This window comes from Mesorhizobium sp. 10J20-29, assembly GCF_054130485.1.
In genome coordinates, this window is the sequence record NZ_CP199156.1 from 4600877 (window position 1) to 4620320 (window position 19444).

Here is a 19444-nt window from a genome sequence, read left to right on the forward strand (position 1 = left end):
ACGCCCAAGGCTTGCGGCGCGGCGCATTTCACGTTTTACGAGGCACTCGAGGCCGAACGGACCGGACGGACAGATGACCATTCCCAACAAGGTGAAGATCACCGACGACATGATCGCCGCGCACGGCCTGAAGCCGGACGAGTACCAGCGCATACTCGATCTCATCGGCCGCGAGCCGAGCTTCACCGAACTCGGCATCTTCTCGGCGATGTGGAACGAGCACTGCTCCTACAAGTCGTCGAAGAAGTGGCTGCGCACCCTGCCGACCAAGGGGCCGCGCGTCATCCAGGGCCCCGGCGAGAATGCCGGCGTGGTCGATATCGGCGACGGCGACTGCGTGGTCTTCAAGATGGAGAGCCACAACCACCCCTCCTACATCGAGCCCTACCAGGGCGCGGCGACCGGGGTCGGCGGCATATTGCGCGACGTCTTCACCATGGGCGCACGCCCTGTCGCGGCGATGAACGCCCTGCGCTTCGGCGCGCCGGACCACCCCAAGACGCGCCATCTCGTAGCCGGCGTGGTGTCGGGCGTCGGCGGCTACGGCAATTCATTCGGCGTGCCGACCGTCGGCGGCGAAGTCAATTTCGACGCCCGCTACAACGGCAACATCCTGGTCAACGCCTTTGCCGCCGGCATTGCCAGGACCGACGCAATCTTCCTGTCGGAGGCCAAGGGCGTCGGCCTGCCGGTCGTCTATCTCGGCGCCAAGACCGGACGCGACGGCGTCGGCGGCGCGACCATGGCCTCGGCCGAGTTCGACGACAAGATCGAGGAAAAGCGTCCGACCGTGCAGGTCGGCGATCCTTTCACCGAGAAATGCCTGCTGGAAGCCTGCCTCGAACTGATGGCGTCTGGCGCCGTCATCGCCATCCAGGACATGGGTGCGGCCGGCCTCACCTGTTCGGCCGTCGAGATGGGCGCCAAGGGCGACCTCGGCATCCTGCTCGACCTCGACAAGGTGCCGGTTCGCGAGGAACGCATGTCGGCCTACGAAATGATGCTCTCGGAGAGCCAGGAGCGCATGCTGATGGTGCTGCGCCCCGAAAAGGAGGCCGAGGCCGAGGCGATCTTCACCAAATGGGGCCTCGACTTCGCCATCGTCGGCGAGACAACCGACGACCTTCGCTTCCGCATCATGCATCAGGGCGACGAGGTCGCCGACCTGCCGATCAAGGATCTTGGCGACAAGGCGCCGGAATACGATCGCCCCTGGGTCGAGCCGAAGAAGCCCGCGCCGCTTGCTGCCAACGACGTGCCTCAGGCCGACGTCGCTGCTGCTCTGCTGAAGATGCTGGGCGGTGCCGACCTCTCGTCGCGCCGCTGGGTCTGGGAACAGTACGACACGCTCATCCAGGGCAATTCGCTGCAGCTGCCGGGCGGCGATGCCGGCGTGGTGCGCGTCGACGGCCATCCGACCAAGGCGCTCGCCTTCTCCTCCGACGTGACGCCGCGCTACTGCGAGGCCGATCCCTACGAGGGCGGCAAGCAGGCGGTGGCCGAATGCTGGCGCAACATCACCGCGACTGGCGCCGAGCCGCTCGCCGCGACCGACAATCTCAATTTCGGCAATCCCGAGCGCCCCGAGATCATGGGCCAGCTGGTCGCCGCGATCAAAGGCATCGGCGAAGCCTGCACGGCGCTGGAGTTCCCGATCGTCTCGGGCAACGTCTCGCTCTACAACGAGACCAACGGCCAGGGCATCCTGCCGACGCCCACCATCGGCGGCGTCGGCCTGCTTCCCGACTGGGCGACCATGACGCGCATCGGCTTTGCCGCGGAAGGCCAGTCAATCCTGCTCCTCGGCGCCCCCGAGGCCTGGGGCAGCCACCTCGGCCAGTCGATATACCTGCGCGACATCCACGGCCGCGCCGACGGTCCGCCGCCGCCGGTCGATCTCGTCCATGAGAAGCGCGTCGGCGACTATGTCCGTGGCCTGATCCGCGACGGGGTCGCGACCGCCGTCCATGACGTCTCCGACGGGGGTCTCGCCGTTGCGCTCGCCGAGATGGCGATGGCGTCCGGCATTGGCGCCGACGTCAGCCTGCCTTTCCCGACCGATCCGATTCCTGTCTGGTTCGGTGAGGACCAGGGCCGTTACATCGTCACGGTCGACCTCGACGGCGAGGAACTGCGCATGCTGATGGACGAGGCCACGCAGGCCGGTATTTCGGCGCCGCGCATCGGCCGCACCGGCGGCGTTGAATTGAAACTGCACGGAGCGCGTGGCATACCGGTTGCAGATTTGAAGGCTGCGCATGAAGGCTGGTTCCCCCGCTTCATGGACAGCTGAGCGAGGAAAAACAGCATGGCAATGGACGCTCACGAGATCGAACGGCTGATCAAGGAAGGCATTCCGGATGCCCAGGTGACGATTCGCGATCTCGCCGGCGACGGCGACCACTACGCGGCGGAAGTCATAGCCGAGAGCTTTCGCGGCAAGTCGCGCGTGCAGCAGCACCAGATGGTCTACGAAGCGCTGAAGGGCAACATGGGCGGCGTTCTGCATGCGCTGGCCCTGCAGACGAGCGCGCCGCAATAGTGGCCGCGGGCGTTCTAGAGAACCTTGTCGAAAGCGTCGTTGACAGCGCGCTGAACGAGATCCTCAAGAAATTCGGCGGAACCAAGCGACGCAGCCGCCGCCGCAAGACCCGTTCGACGACGTCCCGGCGCAAGACGACACGCTCGCGGCGCAAGACGGCAAAGCCCGCGAGAAAGCCTGCCAAGCGGCAGACCAGCCGCAAGCGCACGACACGAACCCGTTCAAAGACGCGGCGCAAGTCTTAACAATTGCGTGCGGCGACTTGTTTCGGGTCGCCCCAAGGTCTATTTGGGAGTCATGTTTCGAGCCTGCCTCCCACGGGCATGAAAGGACGTTCAATGAGCGGAATCAGCGAGTACATCGACAACGAATTGAAGAGCAACGACGTTGTCCTGTTCATGAAGGGCACGCCCGGCTTCCCGCAGTGCGGGTTCTCGGGTCAGGTCGTCCAGATCCTCGACTACGTCGGCACCGACTACAAGGGCGTCAACGTTCTCGATTCGAACGAACTGCGCCAGGGCATCAAGGAATACTCCAACTGGCCGACGATCCCCCAGCTCTACGTCAAGGGCGAGTTCGTTGGCGGGTGTGACATCATCCGCGAGATGTTCCAGGCCGGCGAGTTGCAGACCTTCCTCGCCGAGAAGGGCGTCAGCGTCAAAGCTTCGGCCTGACGACAGAACACCGCTGCGGCCCGATCCTGGGCCGATCTGTCGAATGCGCCGGCTGCCGGCGCATTCCTTTTTGCGTCCGCATTTGATTGGAAGCGCGACATGGACCAGCAGGCCTCCCCTACAGGCCGCGCGAGCGGCCTCTCTCTTTCGCGCTTCGAGTTCATCGCGCTTGCCGCCGCCCTCATGGCGCTCAACGCGCTCGCCATCGACATCATGCTGCCCGGCCTGCAGCAGATTGGCGCCAGCCTCGGCGTCGAGAACGAGAACCACCGGCAGTATGTCATCAGCGCCTACGTCGGCGGCTTCGGCATTGCCCAGCTGTTCTTCGGCCCAATCTCGGACCGCTTCGGCAGGCGCGCGCCCCTGCTGTTCGGCCTCGCGGTCTATGTCGCGGCGGCCTTCGCCGCAGCCTTCGCGCCGAGCTTCGAGGCCCTGCTCATCCTGCGCGTCATCCAGGGAGCGGGCGCAGCGGCAACCCGCGTCATCACCGTCTCGGTCGTGCGCGATACGTTTGGCGGCAGGGCGATGGCCGAGGTCATGTCGCTGGTCTTCATGGTCTTCATGATCATTCCCGTGGTCGCGCCCGGCATCGGCCAGGTCATCATGCTGTTTTCGGAATGGCACATGATCTTCGTCGCCATGGCCGGCATCGCGCTCCTCTTCACCATCTGGACGGCCGTGCGCCTGCCCGAGACGCTGCACCCGGAATACCGCCGCCCCTTCACCCCGAAGGTCATCGCCGACGGCTTCCGTATCGTGCTGACCACCCGCGTCTCGCTGCTCTACATGCTGGCGACGACGGCGATCTTCGGTTCGCTCTTCGGCTTCATCAACTCCGCACCGCAGATCTATGTCGGCATCTACGACCTCGGCGTGTGGTTCCCGGTCATCTTCGCCGCCGTCGCCGGCATGATGGCGGTCTCCTCCTTCGCCAATGCGCGGCTGGTCGGCCGCTTCGGCATGCGCCGGCTCTCGCACGGCGCGCTGCTCGGCTTCTGCGGCGTCACCACCTTGTGGTTCGTGCTGTCGCTGCTCGGCCCCCTGCCGCTCTACGTCTTCGTGCCGCTGTTTGCGATCGCCATGCTGCAGTTCGGCTGGATCGGCTCCAACTTCAATTCGATCGCCATGGAGCCGCTCGGCCACATTGCAGGCACCGCCTCATCGGTACAGGGCTTCACCCAGACCTTTGGCGGCGGCGTCATCGGTGCGGTGATCGGCCAGGCATTCGACGGCACCACGACCCCGCTGGCCGCCGGCTTCTGCGGCGTCGGGATCGCCGCGCTGGTCTTCGTGCTGATTGCCGAGAGGGGCAAGCTGTTCCAGGCCCACCACGCACCGCCGGCGAAACAGGCCGCCTAGCGGCCGTCGCTGTCGGACGGCGCACCGGCGCCCGGCAGGCCGGCTGTGCCGGCAAGCCCCGGAAAATCGAACAGCTTCGTGTCGAGCAGATGCGACGGGCGCACATTGGCCAGCGCGCGGATCATCGTCTCCTTGCGGCCGGGCATGCGCGCCTCGATGTCCGAGAGCATCGCCTTCATGGCGTTGCGCTGCAGGCCGTCCTGGCTGCCGCACAGATCGCAGGGAATGATCGGGAACTGCATCGCTTCGGCGAATTTCTCGAGATCGGCTTCCGCACAGAGGCTGAGCGGCCGCAGCACGAAGACATCGCCCTCGTCGTTGAGCAGTTTCGGCGGCATCGCCGCCAGCCGGCCGCCATGGAAGAAGTTCATGAAGAAGGTCTCAAGGATATCTTCGCGGTGGTGGCCGAGCACCAGCGACGAACAGCCCTCCTCCCGCGCGATGCGGTAGAGGTGGCCGCGCCTGAGCCGTGAGCATAGCGAGCAATAGGTGCTCCCCTCGGCGAGCTTCTCGGTCACCACAGAATAGGTGTCGCGGTACTCGATGCGGTGAGGAACGCCATGGCTTTCGAGATAGGCCGGCAGGATGTGCTTGGGGAAGTTCGGCTGGCCCTGGTCCAGGTTGCAGGCCAGCAGTTCGACCGGCAGCAGGCCGCGCCATTTGAGGTCGAGCAGGATGGCCAGAAGCCCGTAGGAATCCTTGCCGCCCGACAGCGCCACCAGCCAGCGGTCGCCCGGCCTGACCATGCCGTACTGCTCGATCGCCTCGCGCGCCTGACGCACCAGCCGCTTGCGCAGCTTGTTGAACGACACCGACGAGGGCACATCGCGAAACATAGCGTGGCCAGCCTCGTCGATGGCGTCGCTGATCGGCTCTGGCATCACGTTCATGGCGCGGGTTCCGGCTTGTTCGTGACCGGCTTAGCGGACCGGACCACCAAAGAAAAGGCCGCCCCGAAAGGCGGCCTCGATATCGTCGGAAGGCGAAAGCCTGTTAGCGCGAGTAGAACTCGACGACCAGGTTCGGCTCCATCTGCACCGCGAACGGTACGTCGGCAAGCGCCGGGACGCGGGCGAAGGTAGCGACCATCTTGTTGTGATCGACCTCGATGTAGTCCGGCACGTCGCGCTCGGCGAGCTGGACGGCCTCGAGGACGACGACGAGCTGCTTCGACTTCTCGCGCACCTCGATGACGTCGCCGGCCTTGCAGCGATACGAGCCGATGTTGGTGCGGCGGCCGTTCACGTTGACATGGCCGTGATTCACGAACTGGCGGGCCGCGAAAATGGTCGGCACGAACTTGGCGCGGTAGACGACCGCGTCGAGGCGCGACTCGAGCAGGCCGATCAGGTTCTCGGAGGTGTCACCCTTGCGGCGGTTTGCCTCTTCATACGTCTTGCGGAACTGCTTTTCGGAGACGTCGCCGTAATGGCCCTTCAGCTTCTGCTTGGCGCGCAGCTGCAGACCGAAGTCGGACAGCTTGCCCTTGCGGCGCTGGCCATGCTGGCCGGGACCGTATTCACGCTTGTTGACCGGGGACTTCGGACGGCCCCAGATGTTTTCGCCGAGACGGCGGTCGATCTTGTACTTTGCGGATTCGCGCTTGCTCATCGCATTCCCTTTCAAAAAGATACACCCGGAACATCATGCTCCAGGTGAAGGAAACGCGCCCTCCTCTGGCCTCCGTTTTCGAAGCCTGACAGGATTTTCCACGCACGCTTTGCGGAAAAAATCCACGGGACACGTCAAATGAAACACCGGGCATTGCTGCCCGGTGCTGGCGGGTGAATAGGCGAAGAACCGTGAGAAGTCAACGCTTCTGACGTGGAAGCGTCCGGCGACGCCAGAGACGCCGGGGATGCCTCAATCGCCGGATTTCTTGTTCGGCAGGCCCTTTCGCTTCGTCTCGGCGAACTCTTCGAGTTGGTCTTCGCTCATCGACTCGTACATTCCCTTCGATGCGCCCTTGAGTTCGGACTTCTTTGTCTCGCCGCGCTTCGCCGACAGGGCGGCGCCGGCGGCCTTTTGCTGTGCCTTCGATTTTGCTGGCATGGAACGTCTCCCGTTATCCTGGTCCGGGAAAACGCCCTACCCCGTGGCGGGTTCCGGGCGGGAGAAAGGGTCCGGTCAGGCGACCTGCAGACCAAAACCCTGCATCAGGCGGCGGGTCGGAAAATCGGGCGCGCCGGAGGTGAAGACCGCCCGATCGGCGGACTGGGCGATTTCCGAGTCGTGCGAGGCCGGAAGCAGCGACAGCGCCCGCCGGGCGATCGCCTCGGCGGGATCGAGCCAGTCGACCGGCCACGGCGCGGTCTTGCGCATGCGGTTGACCAGGAACGGATAGTGCGTGCAGGCGAGCACCACGATGTCGGTGCGCTTCCCCTCGCGTTCTACGAAACAGGGGGCAATCTCCGCGCGAACCGCTTCCTCGTCGACGAAGCCCTGGCGCATGTAGATCTCGGCCAAGCCCGCAAGATTGTCGCTGCCGACCAGCCGGACATGGCATTTCGAGGCCCATTGCGTGATCAGGTCGCGCGTGTACTGCCGTTTCACCGTGCCCGGTGTCGCGAGCACCGAGACGAGGCCCGAGCGCGTCCGTTCGGCGGCCGGTTTGATCGCCGGCACGGTGCCGACGAACGGCGTGTCGGGAAAGGCGACGCGCAACGCGTCAAGCACAAGCGTCGAGGCGGTGTTGCAGGCGATCACCGCGATTTCGGGATCATGTTCCTCGATCAGGCGGTCGAACAGCTCGACGATCCGCTGCTGCAGGGCGGCTTCCTCCCATGCGCCATAGGGAAAGCCGGCATCGTCCGCGACATAGACGAAATGCCGCCCCGGCATCAGGACGCGCGCCTCGCGCAGCACGGTCAGCCCGCCAATGCCCGAATCGAAGACGAGCACCGGACGCTCAGTCATTGCCGTCCTCGCCCTTCAGTACCGCCGGCTTGCGGCGGTAGTCGCCATCGCCATGAAGGGCTTCGTCGGCCTCTGCCTTGCGGTCCGGATAGCCGGCGCCGCGCGGTTTTCGCGGCGAGAAGTAGTCGAGGGAAGAAATCACGCCGCGCAGCACCTTGATCTCGGCCAGGCCGAAGCCCGGCCGGGTCAGCACAGCGCGCAGATTGTCGAGCATCTTGGGCTTCTTTGCGGCCGGCCTGAAATAGCCGCGCGCATCGAGCGCCGACTCCAGGTGGTCGAGCAGGCCATGCAGGTGCTCCTTCGGCGCGGGCACGACCTCGGGCGAGGTGAAGGCGGTGTCGGTCTCCGCCTCGAGCCCGGACTTCATCCACTCGTAGGACATCAGCAGGGTCGCCTGGGCGATGTTGAGCGAGGCGAACTCCGGATTGACCGGAAATGTCACGATCTCGTCGGCGAGCGCGACCTCCTCGTTGTAGAGGCCGAAGCGCTCCCGCCCGAACAGGATGCCGGTCCTTTGCCCTGACCTGCAGCGCGAGCGCAGCACCCTGCCCGCTTCGACGGGACTGGCGACGCGCTTGAAGCCGTCCCGCTGGCGCGCCGTGGTCGCGACCACGAAGTTGAGATCGGCGAGCGCCTCCGCAAGCCCTTCGAACACCTGCACCGCGTCGATCACGTGGTCGGCCTTGCTCGCCGCGGCACGCGCCTTCTCGCTCGGCCAGCCGTCACGGGGATTGACGAGCCTGAGCTCGGCAAGGCCGAAATTGGCCATGGCGCGCGCCACCATGCCGATGTTCTCGCCAAGCTGCGGCTCGACGAGAACGATCACCGGCCCGTTGCCCACGCTTCCCGTGCTGTCGTCGTCGCCGTTCATTTCCAGAAGTCTCTCCCGCTCAGGACTGCGCGTCCCTGCCACAACTGGGCGCGAAATTGAAGAAGCCGCGGCCGGATACTGCAAGGACCGCACAGAACCGACGCTCGGCGTTTGCGCGCTTCCATGGGCTTTGCTATAGGGCTCGAACTTCCAATCACGCGGCAGCGGAACCGACCGCGCCATTCCCGACAAGAGGCAATTGCATGGCAAAGATCAAGGTGGACAATCCGGTCGTCGAGCTCGACGGCGACGAGATGACCCGCATCATCTGGCAGTTCATCAAGGACAAGTTGATCCATCCCTACCTTGATATCGACCTCAAATATTACGACCTCGGGGTCGAGCACCGCGACGCCACCAACGACCAGGTGACGATCGATGCGGCGAACGCCATCAAGAAATACGGCGTCGGCGTCAAATGCGCCACGATCACGCCGGACGAGGGCCGCGTCGAGGAATTCGGCCTCAAGAAGATGTGGCGCTCGCCCAACGGCACGATCCGCAACATTCTCGGCGGCACCATCTTCCGCGAGCCGATCATCATGAAGAACGTGCCGCGCCTTGTGCCGGGCTGGACCAAGCCGATCATCGTCGGCCGCCACGCCTTCGGCGACCAGTACCGCGCCACCGACTTCCTGTTCCCCGGCAAGGGCAAGCTGACGGTCAAGTTCGTCGGCGAGGACGGCACCACCATCGAGCACGAGGTCTTCGACGCGCCTTCGTCGGGCGTCGCCATGGCGATGTACAACCTCGACGATTCGATCCGCGAATTCGCCCGCGCCTCGCTGAACTACGGCCTGCTGCGCGGCTACCCGGTTTATCTCTCGACCAAGAACACCATCCTCAAGGCCTATGACGGTCGCTTCAAGGATCTCTTCCAGGAGGTCTTCGAGGCCGAGTTCGAGGAGCAGTTCAAGGAAAAGAAGATCTGGTACGAGCACCGGCTGATCGACGACATGGTGGCGTCGAGCCTGAAGTGGTCGGGCGGTTATGTCTGGGCCTGCAAGAACTACGACGGCGACGTCCAGTCCGACACCGTGGCTCAGGGTTTTGGCTCGCTCGGCCTGATGACCTCGGTCCTGATGACGCCGGACGGCAAGACGGTGGAAGCCGAGGCCGCCCACGGCACGGTGACGCGTCACTACCGCCAGCATCAGAAGGGCGAGGAAACCTCGACCAACTCGATCGCCTCGATCTTTGCCTGGACGCGCGGCCTCGCGCACCGCGCCAAGCTCGACAACAACGACGCGCTCAAGCGCTTCGCCGACACGCTTGAGAAGGTCTGCATCCAGACCGTCGAGTCCGGCTACATGACCAAGGACCTGTCGCTGCTGATCGGCCCCGACCAGCCCTGGCTGTCGACCAGCGGTTTCCTCGACAAGATCGACGAGAACCTGCAGAAGGCGATGGCCTGAGCGGCCGTCCCAACGCAATGAGAGAGGCCCCGGAGCGATCCGGGGCTTTTTTTGCCCATCAGCGGCCAGAATCGATGCGGTCCTGGCGGGCGATCAAATCCTGGCGAAAACGGGCCATCCAGTCCGCGCTGGTGCTGTCGGCGAGCTTTCTGACACCGGGTTCGATACCATCGGCCGCCGCGCGATCGAGGCCCAGTTTCTCCAGGACAAGCAGCAGGGTCCCGACCGGATCGGCCGACAACTCGTCATAGGAGATGCGGAAATGGGTCGATCTCCTCGCGCCTGAACCACGCCTCCCAGTTGCGGTCATAGGCGGTCATCGTCTCGACGCAGGCCCTTAGCCTGTCGAAATCGTAGGCAGGTTCGCGATGCGGCGCCAGGCGCTCCAGTTCCGTGCCGTCAGGCGCCACGTGCCAGAGTCCGGACTGTTCCGCCTTCAGGTAGGAGACGGCCTGGGCCAGCTTGTCCGGCCGCGTCAGGTGAATGAAAAGGGTGGTGCCGAAGCGGCGCGCGAACCGCTCGCTGTGCGGCATCTCCCCCGGTTCGACGACAGCAAGCTTGTCGCAGAGGAGGTCCAGGCCGGGCTGCTGCTGGCGAAGCCCGAACAGACCCGTGCCATAGCGCCCCTGGCGCATCGCCTCGCTGAATGCTGCGTCAAGGACCTCGCGCTCCGAGCTGCCAGCGTCGGGTACGATGCCGAGCTCTTCCAGCCAGTCGGCGACGGAGCTGCCGTAGAAGTAGGAGGCAGGCCTGCCGGCAACGCCCGTTGCCGCAAGCAGTGTGCACAGCAGCGTGCTGTCGCTGCGCGGCGACGTGCAGATCACATAGGACTGAAACGCTGTCATTGCCCTGTCATCGCCTCCTGCCGGTGCGGCTAGGCCCCGTCGTCGCGGTCCTCATCGAGGCGAAGTTCTTTCGACGCCAGATCGCCGTTCTTGCCGATCCCCTCCGAACTTAGCCGCTGCAACGCGACCCGTTCTATCACCTCGCCGATATGTGGCTTGCGCTCGATCAGGCCCTGCATGTCAGCGGCGTCGAGAACCAGCAACTTGGTCTTCGATACGGCGCGCACCGTAGCCGAGCGCTTCGATCGCTTCAGCAGCGCGATTTCGCCGAAGAAATGCCCCTCGCCGAGCCGCACTGGCTGTCCGGGTACCTCGACCGCTACTTCTCCGGTGGCGATGAAGTACATGCTGTGTGCGGCGTCGCCCTTGCGCACGATGACTTCACCCGCTTCGGCCGAAAGCGAATTGAGGTAGCGCATGATATCGGCAATGTCGGCGGCCGGAAGCTCGTTGAACAGCGGAACGCGCGCCACCATGCTCCAGGTGACGACGAAATCGCGGCGCTGGATAACCTGCGCGAAGGAGGTCGCCAGGATGCCGACCGGCAGTGCCAGCATGGCAATGCCGAATACAGCCGTCAGCGAAGCAACCATCTTGCCCATCGTGGTGATCGGCACCACGTCGCCATAGCCGACGGTGGAAAGCGTGATCATCGCCCAGTAGAGCGCATCCGGCACCGTGCCGAACTTGTCGGGCTGCGCCTCATGCTCTGCCCATTGCATGAATGAGGCGCTGATCAGCGCCAGCCCTATCAGGAACATCAGGCAGGACAGCAGTGCCGTCCGCTCGCTCTGCACGGCGTCGGCCAGCGACCGCATGCCCGGCGAATAGCGGGCGAGCTTGAGGAAGCGCAGGAGCCTCAGCACCAGCAGCGCCGGCAGGTCGATCACCCCGGCGAGTTCGAGGTAGAAGGGCGCAATGGCCACGAGATCGATGAGCGCCCCGGCCGAGAAGACGTAAGCGAGCCTCGCCCGCCAGGGCGCCATCTCGCGGTAAGGCGGATGCTCTACCGCCACCCACAGCCGCGCCAGATATTCGACGCTGAAAGCCACCACCGCGGCGAACTCGATGGTGGCAAAGAGGCCGTCGAATCGTGCGTCGAGCGCCGGCACGGTTACCAGAACGGAGCCGGCCACGCTGACGACGATGAGCGCAATGATGACGCGCTGGAGCACCATCCCGACTGGATGGTCGCTGCCCTGGTCGAGCAGGTCGTAGACCTGCCGGCGCATCCGGCGTGAACCCAGCCGCTTCAGCAGCCACTTCGGCCTGGCGCGACGCCGCCGCTTTGCTCGTTCCGGCGGGGCGCTTGTCATGGTTTGCCTCGGTTCAGCTCTCGCTGATCGCCGACCGCACCGCGGCAATCGCCTCGTCGGCCTTGGACGCGTCGGGGCCGCCGGCCTGGGCCATGTCGGGCCTGCCGCCGCCACCCTGCCCGCCGAGCGCGGCTGACGCCACGCGCACCAGCTCGACGGCGCTGAAGCGGCCGGTCAGGTCGTCGGTGACCGCAACCACGACGCTTGCCTTGCCGTCCTCGCTGGCGCCGACGAAGACCACCACGCCCGAACCGAGCGAGGTCTTGCCGGCGTCGGCCAGCGACTTCAGGTCCTTCGGCGCGACACCCGACACTGACTTGCCGAGGAAGCCGACGCCGGCGACTGTCTCGCTTGCGGACCCGCCGCTGTCGCCGGTACCGCCGAGCGCCAGCTTCTTGCGCGTCTCGGAAAGTTCGCGTTCGAGCTTCTTGCGCTCTTCGAGCAGCGCCTCGACGCGGCCCGGCACATCGGCGGGCGCAACCTTGAGCACGGCCGCCGCGCTCTTCAGGCGGCGGTCCTGTTCGTCGAGATACTGGCGCGCCGCCTCGCCTGTCAGCGCCTCGATGCGGCGCACGCCTGCGGCCACCGCGCCTTCGTGCACCAGCCGGACCAGCCCGATGTCACCGGTCGCCGAAACATGCGTGCCGCCGCAGAGCTCCACCGAATAGGGCTTGCCTGCCTTGTCGCCCTCGAGCCCCGTGCCCATCGACACGACGCGTACCTCGTCGCCGTATTTCTCGCCGAACAGCGCCATGGCGCCCTCGGCGATGGCGTCGTCGACCGTCATCAGCCGGGTCGAGACGGGGCTGTTCTGCACGACGATGGCATTGGCCATGGCCTCCACCCGCTCGAGTTCGGCGTCCGAGATCGGTTTCGGGTGCGAAAAGTCGAAACGCAGCCGCTCGGGCGCGACCAGCGAGCCCTTCTGCGCGACATGCGGACCGAGCACCTCGCGCAACGCCTCGTGAACCAGGTGCGTCGCCGAATGGTTGGAGCGCAGCCGGGTGCGGCGACGATGATCGACTTTCAGTTCGACCGGCACGCCGGTCTTGACCGCGCCCTTCAGGATTTTTCCTGAATGGACGAAGAGGCCATCCGCCTTCTTCTGCGTATCGGTGATCTCGATCACGAAACCTTCGCCCGACATGGTCCCGGTGTCGCCCATCTGGCCACCGGACTCGCCATAGAAGGGCGTCTGGTTGACGATGACCGCGACCGCGTCGCCCTCGCCCGCGCTGTCGACGACGGCGCCGTCCTTGACCAGCGCCTGCACGATGCCTTCGGCCTGCTCGGTGCCGTAGCCGAGGAATTCCGTCGCGCCGGCCTTTTCCTTGACGGAGAACCAGACGGTTTCGGTCGCCGCGTCGCCGGAACCCGCCCAGGCTGCACGTGCCTCGGCCTTCTGGCGCTCCATCGCCTCGTTGAATCCGTCGAGATCGACCGAGACGCCACGCTGGCGCAGTGCATCCTGAGTCAGGTCGAGCGGAAAGCCGAACGTGTCATAGAGCTTGAAGGCGGTCGCCCCATCGAGCCGGTCGCCGCTGGCCAACCCATCCGTGGCTTCTTCCAGCAGGCCGAGCCCGCGCGCCAGCGTCTTGCGGAATCGCTTCTCCTCGAGCTGCAGCGTCTCGGTGATCAGGCTCTCGCCGCGCACCAGTTCCGGATAGGCCTGGCCCATCTCGCGCACCAGCGCAGGCACCAGGCGCCACATCAGCGGATCGGCGGCGCCGAGCAATTGGGCATGGCGCATGGCGCGGCGCATGATGCGGCGCAGCACGTAACCGCGACCCTCGTTCGACGGCAGCACGCCATCGGCGATCAGGAAGCTCGAGGCGCGCAGATGGTCGGCAATGACGCGGTGGCTTGCGCGGTTCTTGCCCTCGGCGCGCACCCCCGTGGCATCCTCGGAGGCACGGATCAGCGCCTTGAAGAGGTCGATGTCGTAATTGTCGTGTTCGCCCTGCAGAACGGCGGCGATGCGCTCGAGCCCCATGCCGGTGTCGATGGACGGACGCGGAAGGTCGACGCGCTCCTCCTTCGTCACCTGCTCGTACTGCATGAAGACGAGGTTCCAGATCTCGATGAAGCGGTCGCCGTCCTCGTCCGGGCTGCCGGGAGGGCCGCCGGGAATCTCGTCGCCGTGGTCGTAAAATATCTCCGAGCACGGGCCGCAGGGACCGGTGTCCCCCATCGCCCAGAAATTGTCGCTGGTGGCAATGCGGATGATCTTCTCGTCGGGCAGGCCCGCGATCTTCTTCCACAGCGCCGCGGCATCGTCGTCGGTGTGGTAGACGGTGACCAGCAGCTTGTCGGCTGCCAGCCCGAACTCCTTGACCAGGAGGTTCCAGGCCAGCTCGATGGCGTTCTCCTTGAAATAGTCGCCGAAGGAGAAGTTGCCGAGCATCTCGAAGAATGTGTGGTGCCGGGCCGTGTAGCCGACATTGTCGAGGTCGTTGTGCTTGCCCCCGGCACGCACGCATTTCTGCGAGGTGACCGCGCGCGAATAGGGCCGCTGCTCGAGTCCGGTGAAGACATTCTTGAACTGCACCATGCCCGCATTGGTGAACATCAGCGTCGGGTCGTTGCGCGGCACGAGCGGGCTCGAGGCCACGGCCTCGTGACCATTCTTCCTGAAATAGTCGAGGAATGCCGACCGGATCTCGTTTACGCCACTCATACGGAAGCCTTCTGGTGAAAAACCGCCTGTAAACGGCGGGAAATTGGACAGCGCCTTTTAGCTGTCGCGCCCTACCCTGTCCAGAAACTCGACATGCGTCGAGTGCCGGAAGGACCGGACGGGCCGCGGCACATGGCGCGGGCCGGCCGGCAGCGCCAAAAGCAAGACCGCCGGCCAAGCGGCCGGCGGTCTCCAAACGCGGTAAAAATCTGCGCTGTCGGCTACATTGCGCCGGCTTCGCCATCGCTGTCGGCGTCGTCCTCGAAATCGTCGCGCGAGCCTTCCTCGAGGAACTTCTCGGCAATCAGCCCGGCATTCTGCCGCAACGCTAGTTCGATCTCGTTGGCGGTGTCGGGATTATCGCGCAGAAACAGCTTGGCGTTCTCGCGACCCTGGCCGAGGCGCTGCGAATTGTAGGAGAACCAGGCGCCCGACTTCTCGACCACGCCGGCCTTGACGCCGAGGTCGACCAGTTCGCCGGTCTTCGACACGCCCTCGCCATACATGATGTCGAACTCGACCTGCTTGAAGGGCGGTGCAAGCTTGTTCTTGACCACCTTGACGCGGGTCTGGTTGCCGACCACCTCGTCGCGGTCCTTGACCGAGCCGATGCGGCGGATGTCGAGCCGCACCGAGGCGTAGAACTTCAGCGCGTTGCCGCCGGTCGTGGTTTCGGGCGAGCCGAACATGACGCCGATCTTCATGCGGATCTGGTTGATGAAGATGACCATGGTGTTGGAGCGCGAGATGGAGGCGGTCAGCTTGCGCAGCGCCTGGCTCATCAGGCGGGCCTGCAGGCCGGGCAGCGAATCGCCCATCTCGCCCTCGATCTCGGCGCGCGGCGTGAGTGCGGCGACCGAATCGACCACCAGCACGTCGACGGCGCCCGAGCGCACCAGCGTGTCGCAGATTTCCAGCGCCTGCTCGCCGGTATCCGGCTGCGAGATCAGGAGGTTTTCCAGATCGACGCCCAGCTTGCGCGCATAGACCGGGTCAAGCGCATGCTCGGCGTCGACGAAGGCGCAGATGCCGCCCTTCTTCTGGGCTTCGGCCACCGTGTGCAGCGCCAGCGTCGTCTTGCCCGAGCTTTCCGGTCCGTAGATCTCGACGATGCGGCCGCGTGGCAGCCCACCGACGCCGAGCGCGATATCGAGGCCGAGAGAGCCGGTCGGCACCGTCTCGATCTCGACGATCTTCTCGTTGGCGCCGAGGCGCATGATCGATCCCTTGCCGAATGCGCGTTCGATCTGCGAAAGCGCAGCATCCAGGGCCTTAGTCTTGTCCACCGATTTATCCTCTACGAGCCGCAATGAATTCTGAGCCATGATATCACCCCTTGGTCGCCAATGAAGGCTGGAACGTCCGCTGTCCTCGTAATTGTGTACCTGTTTTGTTCCAATTTTGCAAGGGGATGCAAGCCCTTGAAAAACCAGATTATATCGATTTTGTTCTATTTTTATTCCAGCCAATGAGGCCATGATGCGCGCCGCCGGGCCTGAAGACGCCGCCCCGGCGAGCCGGCCCGCGCTGCATATCCGGGCGATGATTCGGCCCAGGCAGTTGCCGCCCCGGTGCGCCGGACCTATTGTCCGCGCGAAGCATCAGCCCCCGAGCCGCCGGAAGCACAATGACCCAGCCTGAGATCCTCGCGGTCGGCGGCGCCCATATCGACCGCCGCGGCCAGGTGAGCGGCGCCTTCGTGCCCGGCGCCTCCAATCCCGGCATCATGCGCGAAGAGGTCGGCGGCGGCGCCTTCAACGCGCTGCGCAACGCCGTCCAGCGCGGCGCGGCGGGCGCCATCCTGTCGATGCGCGGCGGTGACACCGCAGGCGACGCGGTGGCGCGCGCCATCGCCGAGGCGGGCATATCCGACCTGTCTGCGGTGTTCCTAGACAGGGCAACGCCGAGCTATACCGCGCTGCTGGACAAACATGGCGACGTCGTCGCCGCGCTCGCCGACATGGCGCTCTATGATCTCGCCTTTCCGAAGCAGATGCGCCGCTCGAAGGTGCGCGAGGCGGTCGATGCAGCCGACGCGCTGCTGTGTGACGCCAACCTCCCCGCCACGGCCCTGGAGAAGCTGGTGCCGCTCGCTGCCGGCAAGCCGGTCTTTGCCATTGCCATCTCGCCGGCCAAGGCGGTGCGGCTCACAGGGGTGCTGCCGTTGCTGACCTGTCTCTTCATGAACCCGCGCGAGGCGGCCGCCCTTGCCGGAGCTCAGACGGGCGGCGCGGATGCGATGGTCGGGCGGCTGCGCGATGCCGGCCTTGCGGCGGGCGTCGTCACGCAGGGGCCGGGCCCGGTGCTGGGCTTCGACCCGAAGGGCATCGTCGCCATCGAGCCGCCTGCCCCGCGAACAATCGCCGACGTGACCGGCGCCGGCGATGCGCTTGCCGGCGCGACGATTGCCGCCATGCTGCGGGGCCTGGAACTCGCCGAGGCCCTGCGCGAGGGCATGGCCGCCGCCATGCTGGCGATCGAGACCCCGGCCTCGGTCCCGAAACTCCCGGCGGACGCTTTCGCCGAGGCGCTGGCCCTTGTGCCGCAGCCGGTCGAAATGCGATGACAGCGGCATTCCGGAGAGAGAAATGACGCCAGCTTCCGCCCGCCCCTTCGTCGATGTCCTGCCCGCCGTCGCCAAGGCGCTTGCCGCCGGCAAGCCGGTCGTTGCGCTGGAAAGCACCATCATCACGCATGGCATGCCCTATCCGCACAACAGCGCCATGGCGGCCGAGGTCGAGCGCATCATCGCCGAGGAAGGCGCAGTCCCGGCGACGATCGCCGTCATGGACGGGCGCATCCGCATCGGCCTGTCGGACGGGGAGCGGGAATCGCTTGCGGTCACCGACGGCGCGATGAAGCTGTCGCGTGCCGACCTTGCCTATGCCGTGGCCGAAAAGCGTACGGGCGGCACCACGGTCGCAGCCACGATGATCGCCGCGCACATGGCGGGCATCAAGGTTTTCGCGACGGGCGGCATCGGCGGCGTGCACAAGGGCGCGGAAGCGAGTTTCGACATCTCGGCCGACCTCGACGAACTGGCGCGCACGCCGGTCATCGTCGTCTCGGCTGGCGCCAAGGCGATTCTGGATATCGAGAAAACGCTGGAAGTGCTTGAAACAAGAGGCGTTCCGGTCGTCGCCTATGGCTCGGACGTGATGCCGGCCTTCTGGTCGCGGCAGTCCCCCTATGCCGCGCCGCTCAGGCTCGACGATCCGAAGGCGGTGGCAAAATTCTTCGCCACGCGCGCAGCACTTGGGCTTGCCGGCGGCATGCTGGTCGCCAATCCGGTGCCGGCCGACGAGGAAATCCCGGCGGAGCGGATGGCCGGCTTCATCGAGGCCGCGCAGAAGGCGGCGGTAGCGCAGCGGATATCAGGCAAGGCGGTGACGCCGTTTCTGCTGGCAAAGCTGTTCGACCTGACCGACGGCGCCAGCCTGAGGACCAACATCGCGCTGGTCGAAAACAATGCGCGGCTGGCGGCGCGCATCGCCCGGGCGCTCTAGCCGCTACTTTCCGGCCCGAAGCCCCGCCTCATAGGCCTTTCGCGCCCAGACAGTCATCTCGTCGGGATCGTCGAGCGCGCCGTCGGGCACCGTCCAGTAGGGCATGGCGACCGTCTTGCCGTGGCGCGAATGGACATAGGTCCACTGCTTGCAGCCGGCGCTCTCATAGTCGGCCGCAACGACCGCATCGCCCTTCAGCATCAGTTCGCCGCGCAGCTCGAGGGCGAAGATCGTCCCCTCGAAATAGATGCCCTTGCCGCCGAACATGCGGCGGATGCTGATTGGCCCCAGCCCGGCAAAAAGATCTGAAATGGCATCGTGACCCATGCGCCGACTATGGCAGCAGACACCGGGCCTGTCATTGCCCGGCCAAGGCCCGCGCCCTATCCTCCTGACACACAGGGAGCGCTGACATGCCGCTATTGCTGAAAGGTTCGTGCCGCTGCGGCGCGGTCGAATTCGAGGTCGAGAGCCACACGCCGGCACCGTTCATGCTCTGCTACTGCTCGATCTGCCGCAAGCAACAGGGCGGTGGCGGCTACGCCATCAACCTCGGCGGCATCTCGGATACGCTTAAGGTGCAAGGCAAGGAAAATCTCGGCGTCTATCGTGCCGAAATCGTCGACGAGGAACGCCCGAAAGGCAAAGTCTCGACCGGCGAGCGCAATTTCTGCACGAAGTGCGGCTCCGCACTCTGGCTCTACGACCCGACATGGCCGGAACTCGTGCATCCCTTCGCCTCGGCCATCGACAGCGAGTTGCCGAAGCCCAAGGAGCGGGTGCACATCATGCTGAAGTACAAGCCGTCATGGGTCGAGCCGGACATCCGCGATGGCGACAGGGCTTTCGACCTCTATCCGGAAGAATCCATCGCCGACTGGCACAAGCGCACGGGAATGTGGGTCGAATAGAGCCTCAGGCGGCGCCGGAAGCGCGGGCTTCGGCCAGCGCCTTCAGGTCGGCGGGCTTCAGTTCGACGGATTCGCCGCAGCCGCAGGCCGAGCTCTGGTTCGGGTTGCGGAAGGTGAAGCCGGTGCGCAGCGTGGTCTTTTCGAAGTCCATTTCGGTGCCGAGCAGGAAAAGCGCTGCCTCCGGTGCAACATAGACATGCGCGCCGGCATGCTCGATATGGTCGTCTCCCGGCTTCGGCTCGGTTACCAGGTCGACCGTGTATTCCATGCCGGCGCAGCCGCCCTTCTTGATGCCGAGGCGCACGCCCTTCGCGCTCTCGCGCGTGGCCATGATTTCATTGACGCGCTCGGCGGCAGCGTCGGTCATCGTGATGACGGCAAAGCGTCCCATTGTCTCACTCCGATCCCTGCG

Annotated in this window: 20 protein-coding genes; 8 read left to right on the top strand and 12 right to left on the bottom strand. The window is 65.4% G+C overall.

Annotated elements, in window-relative coordinates; all coding sequences use genetic code 11:
• Window positions 1-73: 73 nt before the first annotated feature.
• The 4 genes from purL to ACT2BZ_RS22150 all read left to right on the top strand — a co-directional run bounded on the left by purL (window position 74) and on the right by ACT2BZ_RS22150 (window position 4575).
• Window positions 74-2293 carry a phosphoribosylformylglycinamidine synthase subunit PurL gene (gene purL, locus ACT2BZ_RS22135; protein WP_457937801.1) on the top strand — a complete coding sequence of 740 codons (2220 nt, stop codon included), beginning with the start codon at window positions 74-76 and terminating at the stop codon, window positions 2291-2293.
• 15 nt (window positions 2294-2308) lie between these two features.
• The gene (locus ACT2BZ_RS22140) at window positions 2309-2542 is read left to right on the top strand and encodes a BolA/IbaG family iron-sulfur metabolism protein (protein WP_457937802.1); all 234 of its coding nucleotides are present in this window, start codon (window positions 2309-2311) and stop codon (window positions 2540-2542) included.
• Window positions 2543-2880: 338 nt separating this feature from the next.
• Entirely contained in the window at window positions 2881-3216 is a 336-nt protein-coding gene (grxD, locus tag ACT2BZ_RS22145) for a Grx4 family monothiol glutaredoxin (RefSeq protein ID WP_457937803.1), read from the top strand.
• A 99-nt stretch (window positions 3217-3315) separates the two neighbouring features.
• On the top strand, window positions 3316-4575 hold the full coding sequence (locus tag ACT2BZ_RS22150) for a multidrug effflux MFS transporter (protein ID WP_457937804.1): 1260 nt from the start codon (window positions 3316-3318) through the stop codon (window positions 4573-4575).
• Here ACT2BZ_RS22150 and ttcA read toward each other — a convergent pair.
• The 5 genes from ttcA to ACT2BZ_RS22175 form a co-directional block, all read right to left on the bottom strand.
• Window positions 4572-5465, bottom strand: a complete 894-nt coding sequence (gene ttcA / locus ACT2BZ_RS22155) for a tRNA 2-thiocytidine(32) synthetase TtcA (protein ID WP_457937805.1) — start codon at window positions 5463-5465, stop codon at window positions 4572-4574. The genes ACT2BZ_RS22150 and ttcA overlap by 4 nt on opposite strands.
• 103 nt (window positions 5466-5568) lie before the next feature.
• Window positions 5569-6186 (bottom strand): 30S ribosomal protein S4, encoded by a 618-nt coding sequence (gene rpsD, locus ACT2BZ_RS22160; protein WP_457937806.1) that lies wholly within the window; start codon window positions 6184-6186, stop codon window positions 5569-5571.
• Window positions 6187-6438: 252 nt separating this feature from the next.
• Entirely contained in the window at window positions 6439-6627 is a 189-nt protein-coding gene (locus ACT2BZ_RS22165; protein WP_457937807.1) for a DUF3008 family protein, read from the bottom strand.
• 75 nt (window positions 6628-6702) lie between these two features.
• A complete protein-coding gene (gene murI / locus ACT2BZ_RS22170; RefSeq protein ID WP_457937809.1) occupies window positions 6703-7491 on the bottom strand; it encodes a glutamate racemase in 789 nt (262 codons plus the stop codon).
• Window positions 7484-8362: an RNA methyltransferase gene (locus ACT2BZ_RS22175; RefSeq protein WP_457937811.1), complete on the bottom strand. Its 879-nt coding sequence runs from the start codon at window positions 8360-8362 to the stop codon at window positions 7484-7486. Before ACT2BZ_RS22175 ends, murI begins: the two co-directional genes overlap by 8 nt.
• 203 nt (window positions 8363-8565) lie before the next feature.
• Here ACT2BZ_RS22175 and ACT2BZ_RS22180 point away from each other — a divergent pair, with 203 nt between their 5' ends.
• Window positions 8566-9777, top strand: coding sequence for an NADP-dependent isocitrate dehydrogenase (locus tag ACT2BZ_RS22180; RefSeq protein WP_457937813.1), 1212 nt, complete (start codon window positions 8566-8568; stop codon window positions 9775-9777).
• A gap of 58 nt (window positions 9778-9835) precedes the next feature.
• Here ACT2BZ_RS22180 and ACT2BZ_RS22185 read toward each other — a convergent pair whose 3' ends face one another.
• From ACT2BZ_RS22185 to recA, 5 genes are all read right to left on the bottom strand, one after another.
• Window positions 9836-10018 carry a Stf0 family sulfotransferase gene (locus tag ACT2BZ_RS22185; RefSeq protein WP_457937814.1) on the bottom strand — a complete coding sequence of 61 codons (183 nt, stop codon included), beginning with the start codon at window positions 10016-10018 and terminating at the stop codon, window positions 9836-9838.
• 4 nt (window positions 10019-10022) lie between these two features.
• The gene (locus ACT2BZ_RS22190) at window positions 10023-10622 is read right to left on the bottom strand and encodes a Stf0 family sulfotransferase (protein ID WP_457937816.1); all 600 of its coding nucleotides are present in this window, start codon (window positions 10620-10622) and stop codon (window positions 10023-10025) included.
• 29 nt (window positions 10623-10651) lie between these two features.
• A complete protein-coding gene (locus ACT2BZ_RS22195; protein WP_457937817.1) occupies window positions 10652-11938 on the bottom strand; it encodes a cyclic nucleotide-gated ion channel in 1287 nt (428 codons plus the stop codon).
• A 13-nt stretch (window positions 11939-11951) separates the two neighbouring features.
• Complete coding sequence (gene alaS / locus ACT2BZ_RS22200) at window positions 11952-14615, bottom strand: alanine--tRNA ligase (RefSeq protein ID WP_457937818.1); 2664 nt, start codon at window positions 14613-14615, stop codon at window positions 11952-11954.
• A 221-nt stretch (window positions 14616-14836) separates the two neighbouring features.
• Complete coding sequence (gene recA / locus ACT2BZ_RS22205; protein WP_457937819.1) at window positions 14837-15940, bottom strand: recombinase RecA; 1104 nt, start codon at window positions 15938-15940, stop codon at window positions 14837-14839.
• A gap of 302 nt (window positions 15941-16242) precedes the next feature.
• Here recA and ACT2BZ_RS22210 point away from each other — a divergent pair, with 302 nt between their 5' ends.
• Both ACT2BZ_RS22210 and ACT2BZ_RS22215 read left to right on the top strand, forming a co-directional pair.
• The gene (locus ACT2BZ_RS22210; RefSeq protein ID WP_457937820.1) at window positions 16243-17181 is read left to right on the top strand and encodes a carbohydrate kinase family protein; all 939 of its coding nucleotides are present in this window, start codon (window positions 16243-16245) and stop codon (window positions 17179-17181) included.
• Window positions 17182-17203: 22 nt separating this feature from the next.
• Window positions 17204-18121 (top strand): pseudouridine-5'-phosphate glycosidase, encoded by a 918-nt coding sequence (locus ACT2BZ_RS22215; RefSeq protein ID WP_457937821.1) that lies wholly within the window; start codon window positions 17204-17206, stop codon window positions 18119-18121.
• 3 nt (window positions 18122-18124) lie between these two features.
• On the opposite strand, the gene ACT2BZ_RS22220 is transcribed toward ACT2BZ_RS22215, so the two are convergent.
• Window positions 18125-18448 (bottom strand): TfoX/Sxy family protein, encoded by a 324-nt coding sequence (locus ACT2BZ_RS22220; RefSeq protein ID WP_457937822.1) that lies wholly within the window; start codon window positions 18446-18448, stop codon window positions 18125-18127.
• Between the two features lie 86 nt (window positions 18449-18534).
• On the opposite strand from ACT2BZ_RS22220, the gene ACT2BZ_RS22225 reads away from it, so the two are divergent.
• Window positions 18535-19032 (top strand): GFA family protein, encoded by a 498-nt coding sequence (locus ACT2BZ_RS22225; RefSeq protein WP_457937824.1) that lies wholly within the window; start codon window positions 18535-18537, stop codon window positions 19030-19032.
• A gap of 4 nt (window positions 19033-19036) precedes the next feature.
• Here the strand turns inward: ACT2BZ_RS22225 and sufA are convergent, their stop codons facing one another.
• Window positions 19037-19423 (bottom strand): Fe-S cluster assembly scaffold SufA, encoded by a 387-nt coding sequence (gene sufA / locus ACT2BZ_RS22230; RefSeq protein WP_457937825.1) that lies wholly within the window; start codon window positions 19421-19423, stop codon window positions 19037-19039.
• Window positions 19424-19444 lie beyond the last annotated feature (21 nt).